Genomic DNA, 6,000 nt, shown 5'->3' with positions numbered 1-6,000 from the left:
TTAACCAAATAGCTACATTTATTACCCCCTCCTCTGTAGCTTATTAATAAATTTGACAAAAAGTAACTTTTATCATTTATTGAATGCCGCTGATCGCTCAGCCACACCCGCCGTCAAATCAGATATAAAAACTGACTGAGGCCGATAAAAACTATTTTTTATTTCACCAGGAAGGGAATATGCCGCTACATTTACGCCATTTAGTCTTGATACCGATATTAACGTTGGTGGCTTGCCATCAACCCACTGCGACCAACCCCACTCATTCCCTCACCGCTACGGTTAAAAGTTCACCGACGGTGGTAAGCAATGCCCGGTTGGAAATCTCACAAAGCGCGCTGGAATATAACACCCACAAAATTCAGCAACTGTTGGGCGATAAAACGACCCTTTGCGCCATTTTGAAAGGGGATGCCTATGGGCACGACCTTTCGCTGGTAGCACCCGTGATGATCAAGAATCACGTACAGTGCATTGGCGTGGCCAGTAATCAAGAGCTGCAAACCGTGCGCGAACTCGGCTTTAAAGGCCGCCTGATGCGCGTGCGCAATGCTACGGAAGCAGAGATGCGCCAGGCTACCGACTATGACACCGAAGAGCTGATCGGTAATCTGGAAATGGCGAAGCGCCTGGATGCCATTGCCGCTCAGCAGGGCAAAACACTACGTTTCCATTTGGCATTGAACTCTGGCGGCATGTCACGTAACGGTCTGGAAGTCGGCGATCGCGCCGGATTGGCCGAAGCCAAGGCTATCTCAGCACTACCCCATCTGAAAATGGTCGGCATCATGTCCCACTATCCTGAGGAAGATGCGGCAGCGGTGCGCAAGGATCTCGCCCGCTTCAAGGTTCAATCCCAGCAGGTGCTAGACATTACCGGGATCAAACGCAGCGACGTGACCTTACACGTTGCCAATACCTTCGCTACCCTCACCGTGCCGGAGTCCTGGCTTGATATGGTGCGCGTTGGCGGGGTGTTTTATGGCGATACCATTGCCAGTAACGACTATAAACGCGTGATGACCTTCAAGTCATCCATCGCGGCGCTCAACCATTACCCTAAAGGCAATACCGTCGGTTACGATCGCACCTACACGCTGAAACGTGATTCGGTGTTGGCCAATATCCCGGTGGGCTATGCAGACGGCTATCGCCGAGTGTTCAGCAATGCCGGTCATGTACTGATCCAGGGGCAACGGGTGCCGGTGGTGGGTAAAACCTCGATGAACACCGTAATGGTGGATGTAACCGATGTGAAAGGCGTCATTCCTGGTGATGAGGTGGTGTTTTTCGGCAAGCAGGGTAATGCCGAAATTACTGCAACCGAAGTCGAAGACATTAGCGGGGCGTTGTTTACCGAGATGTCGATCCTGTGGGGCGCGACCAATAAGCGGGTGTTGGTAGATTAATTAACGTCCTAGGCAACGGCTTACGCCGTTGCCTAGGGGAAATCTATGCATACTGTCCGTTGCGAATTTAGTAGCACGCTTACTCGTCGAAGAACCAGTACCCCTGATTAACCAGTCCGGTTAACTCGGCAACGAACGCCGGGTTTTGCAGCGCGCTACCCAGTTCTTTTTTGCCAACTATGGTGTAACGGCATAGGGCATCGGCGGCTTTAGGCTCGACGGTATCCAAGCGTTCGCTGTTGATAAAGAAGCTGCCTCCCACCTCCAGCACTCTTAGGCCACTCAGGCGGGTCAGGACGGCACCGTCCATCAACGCTTCGATAACCTCATCCTGTTCGTAAGGCGGTTGCGCTGGGGCAATATCCAACTCGTGGCGTGGCGTGGTCACGAAGCGACCAAACCACTGTTTAAAATCTTCCGGCTGATTAATCATCTCGGCCATCATGCTGCGCAGGCGATCAAGCTCATATTCTTCAACCCGGCCAGGGTGTTCCCGGCAGGTTAAATCAGGATCGCTGTAGTGCTCGCCCCCGAGATCGTTTTCCAGCGCATAGTCCGCAAAGCTGCTGATGAGGTCCCTGCCGTTAGGGCCACGGAAGCCAACGGAGTAGTTAAGCGCGGTTTGGTGGGTAAAGCCGTCGTGCGGGAAGCCCGGCGGAATATACAAGATATCGCCCGGTTCCAGATCTTCATCGATAATCGGCTCGAAAGGTTCCACGTGCAGCAGCGCCGGATGCGGGCAAAACTGCTTCAACGGCAGTTTGTCACCGACACGCCAGCGGCGGCTCCCCATCCCCTGAATGATGAATACGTCGTACTGATCGATATGTGGCCCTACGCCGCCGCCAGGTACCGAGAAGGAGATCATCAGATCGTCCAACCGCCAATCCGGTAACACGCGGAACGGGGTCACCAACTCCGCTGACGGGGCATGCCAATGGTTAACCGCCTGGGCCAGCAGCGACCAACCGGTTTCTCCCAGGTTATCAAAATGCTCGAACGGCCCGTGGCTGGCCTGCCATTGGCCATTGGTTTGGCTGACCAGACGGCTGTCTACCTCAACCTCCATCGCCAGACCGGCCAACTCGTCCGGCGTGATCGGATCGATAAAGTTCGGGAAGGCATTTTTTAATACCACAGGTTGTTTTTGCCAGTATTTTTCTAAAAATTCGGGCCAGTTAAGATTCAGTTGATAAGCCATGGGTCTACACCAGTGAGAAGACAAACGGGCCTGATTATAAAGAGGCTGACAACGGTGCCGCCTTGTCATTGGTCAATGACTGGGCGTTCAATCAGGCGAAAATAATGACCCTCTCCCAAAGGGAGAGGGTTGGAGTCCGGTGCAGGAAGCAATTTGCAGCATGTTTCGCCCCCCTTAAACGAAAAAAGCAGATTGAAGTGGGTTATTACCCACCGCAACCTGCCTGGTGATTCAGTGCTTGGTCAAATAATGATTAATGCACTTGCTTATCATCGACAAAAATATGGTGCGCGGAGCGTGCACGCGGGTGGATAAAGAAGTGCCCTTCTGGCGCAGAATCCGTGCTTACAGGCACCAGCTTGAGGTTGGTCGCCTTCAAGCGTTTATCATGCAGCGCATAGATAATGAACGGAATAGCCACAACCACCAGGAAACACACCACCAGCATAGTCACATACATATGGTTGGCTTCTACCCCGGCCAGACCTGAAGGCGGGAAGAACGAAACCACAAAGGCAACCGCAGAGATCAGCAAACCAATAGTAGCCACGGCAAGCTTGACCATTTTGCCACCCGGAATATTGAAGACACGTTCGTTTTCCGGCTGTTTGCGTACCAGTTTGATGTAGCCCAGGAACAGCAGGAAATAGCTGCACAGGTAGATCACCACGGTCAACGCCAGCGCAATCAGGAAGGACATGTTATTGCCACCCCCGGTGTTGGTCAGGACAATCAGCGCAATCGAGGTAATCACCAACTGAGAAATCACCAGTACGACAGGCACACCATTCTTGTTCATTTTGGCAAAGCGAGCAGGCAAGATCCCTTGTTGTGCGGTAACCAGCATGCCGCGAGACGGCCCAACAATCCAGGCGGCAATTTCTGCCAGCACGCCCAACAGCAGCAGTGCGGCAATGACGCGAACAGCCCATTCAAACTGCGGACCGAAGTGCGAGATCAACACGCTGAAGGTTTGCATTACCCCCGCAGAAAGGTTGATTTCACCATGTGGGATCACCGCTGCGATAGAAAGCCCGCCGACAGAGCTTAAACAAATGGCCGCAACCATCAGCAACAGCATGGCAAGCGGGTAATCCCGGCCTGGGTTTTTCATCTCGTTGACGTGAGTCGCCGAGGCTTCAACGCCCATATAGCTCAGGATAAACGCCACAAACACCACCAGCGTGCCCATTTGGGTAAAGTCAGGGAAGAAGGTAGAGGCGTTCATTTCGATGGCCAACGGCGCACCAGAATGCAGATAGCTGACGGACAGGATCACCAGGACAGCCGCCGGTAACAGGATGCCGGCAAAGAAGCCAATCTTGGCAATGCGCGCGGTGTTTTTGGTGCCACCGAACTGGGTGAAAGCCAATCCCCACAAGATAATCAATGCAGCGACGGTTTTAACGATCGGGTCTTCGTTCAGTTCAGGCCACTTGAGGATATAAGACAGCGCCCCCAGCACAAAATAGAGCATAGGGATAAAACCTATGGCAATTTGCAGATAGCCAAAAGAGATGGCGGCAAAGCCCCATTTCTCACCCAGAGTTTTAGACACCCAGGTGAATACCCCGCCTTCCTGCCACCCCTTTACGGTCGCCATCTCGGCCGCGCATAGACCGACGGGAATAAACCATAAGAACCCGCCTAACAACAGGAAGAAGATCAGAGAAAAACCCGATGTTGCAAAGGTCGGATATTCATAAACCGCCATCACCATAGATGCGGTAATAGCAAAAAAGCCTAACAACGTTAATTGTTTTGGAGCGGCGCTTTTTTCTGTGCTCGCCATAACGATTCTCCTGCAGGAAGAGGTTACTCTTCCCAGCGAATATTGGTGGGGAAAAAAGCGGGGCTGGCATCAACGCCGCCCCGAAATAATAAAGTCGTGGCCTTAGCCGTGATGGAACCCGCTGCCTTGTTGCGCAGACACTGGGTTGATGACAGGGTGATTCTCGAATTCAACCAGCGCCCTTTTGATATCTTCGATCAGCAGGCAACCGAGGTCGTAGCTCACGCCGTGGCGCACCAGAATGCGTTGAATAACCAGATCTTCACGGTGTGTCGGCATCGAATAGGCCGGAACCTGCCAACCGCGAGCACGCAGTTTTTCCGCCAGATCGTAAAGGGTATAACCACCGATCGCCGCGCCGTCTTTCAGTTTCCACGCCAGCGCCGGGATGCCTTTATCGCTGTCACCATCAAACAGGATTTCAAACGGCCCTAACTTGCCAATCTCGGCCGCCAAATGCTGAGCCGTGGCGTAGCAAGCGCTGTGAATTTTGGCGTAGCCTTCGCGGCCAAGGCGCAGGAAGTTGTAATACTGCGCAACGATCTGGCCACCGGGGCGTGAAAAGTTCAGTGCGAAGGTTGGCATGTTGCCACCAAGATAGTTGACGTTGAAAATCAGCTCTTCGGGCAAATCAGCCGCTTCACGCCATACTACCCAGCCAGCACCCAACGGCGCCAAACCAAATTTATGACCGGATGAGTTAATGGATTTCACCCGTGGCAGACGGAAGTCCCACTCCAGTTCTGGCGAGCAGAATGGAGCCAGGAAAGCACCGCTGGCACCATCGATGTGCATCGGAATATCCAGACCGGTTTCCTGCTGCAAGCGATCCAGCGCATCACTGACCTCTTTCACCGGCTCGTACTGGCAGGTGAACGTCACGCCCAGCGTTGGCACGACACCGATGGTGTTTTCGTCAACGCGCTTGAGCACTTCTTCCGCGTTCATGATCAGACGATCGCCTTCCAGCGGGATTTCACGCAGCTCTACGTCAAAGTAACGAGCAAACTTGTGCCAGCAGATCTGCACCGGGCCACAAATCAGGTTCGGTTTATCGCTAGGCAACCCCTGCTCGGCACGCTTTTTGCGCCACTGCCATTTCAGCGCCAGCCCACCCAGCATGGCGGCTTCTGAGGAACCAATAGTTGAACAGCCAAGGGTGCTTTCCGGCGTTGGCGAATTCCACAGGTCGGCCAGCATTCTGACGCAGCGGGCTTCAATTTCGGCCGTTTGCGGATATTCGTCTTTATCGATCATGTTCTTGTCGATAGACAGATCCATCAGTTCACGAATTTCGTCATCCACCCAGGTCTGGCAGAACGTCGCCAGGTTTTGGCGGGAATTACCGTCCAACATCAGTTCATCGCGGATAGCATTAAAGACGTTACGCGGATTACGCTCGGTAATGGGGAAGGTTGACTTAGGTAATTCACCCGCTAAATCTACTGACGCGTAAACATCATCATTTTCATTATAAGTTGGAGTGTTATTTGCCTTGTTCATAATAATAACCTTTTAAGAGAGACCTATTAATCAAGAATTAAATTCGCGATATCAGGCAGCATAAATAGCGTTATTATTTGAACGCTACGTTCGCC

4 protein-coding genes are annotated in these 6,000 nt (G+C 52.6%); 1 reads left to right on the top strand and 3 read right to left on the bottom strand.

Going from position 1 to position 6,000, the window contains the following annotated elements; translation table 11 throughout:
- The first annotated feature begins 179 nt into the window (after positions 1-179).
- The gene (gene alr, locus IMQ33_RS06980) at positions 180-1,409 is read left to right on the top strand and encodes an alanine racemase (protein WP_098928489.1); all 1,230 of its coding nucleotides are present in this window, start codon (positions 180-182) and stop codon (positions 1,407-1,409) included.
- Positions 1,410-1,488: 79 nt separating this feature from the next.
- On the opposite strand, the gene IMQ33_RS06975 is transcribed toward alr, so the two are convergent.
- The 3 genes from IMQ33_RS06975 to IMQ33_RS06965 form a co-directional block, all read right to left on the bottom strand.
- Complete coding sequence (locus IMQ33_RS06975) at positions 1,489-2,610, bottom strand: cupin domain-containing protein (RefSeq protein WP_196061636.1); 1,122 nt, start codon at positions 2,608-2,610, stop codon at positions 1,489-1,491.
- Between the two features lie 253 nt (positions 2,611-2,863).
- Positions 2,864-4,402, bottom strand: a complete 1,539-nt coding sequence (gadC, locus tag IMQ33_RS06970; RefSeq protein ID WP_065683871.1) for a glutamate:gamma-aminobutyrate antiporter — start codon at positions 4,400-4,402, stop codon at positions 2,864-2,866.
- A gap of 102 nt (positions 4,403-4,504) precedes the next feature.
- Positions 4,505-5,905, bottom strand: a complete 1,401-nt coding sequence (locus IMQ33_RS06965; RefSeq protein WP_196061635.1) for a glutamate decarboxylase — start codon at positions 5,903-5,905, stop codon at positions 4,505-4,507.
- Positions 5,906-6,000: the final 95 nt, after the last annotated feature.

It is taken from the genome of Serratia sp. Res13-Sevr-LER1-36-b, from assembly GCF_015673035.1.
Taxonomy (GTDB): domain Bacteria; phylum Pseudomonadota; class Gammaproteobacteria; order Enterobacterales; family Enterobacteriaceae; genus Chania; species Chania fonticola_C.
The sequence above is the reverse complement of the archived record's forward strand: the minus strand, read 5'-3'. Positions and strand labels throughout refer to the sequence as shown.

Bases quoted from the DNA above. Each gene is read 5' to 3' on its own strand.
- alr (WP_098928489.1), top strand. From the start codon at position 180: ATGCCGCTACATTTACGCCATTTAGTCTTGATACCGATATTAACGTTG.
- IMQ33_RS06965 (WP_196061635.1), bottom strand. From the start codon at position 5,905: ATGAACAAGGCAAATAACACTCCAACTTATAATGAAAATGATGATGTT.
- gadC (WP_065683871.1), bottom strand. From the start codon at position 4,402: ATGGCGAGCACAGAAAAAAGCGCCGCTCCAAAACAATTAACGTTGTTA.
- IMQ33_RS06975 (WP_196061636.1), bottom strand. From the start codon at position 2,610: ATGGCTTATCAACTGAATCTTAACTGGCCCGAATTTTTAGAAAAATAC.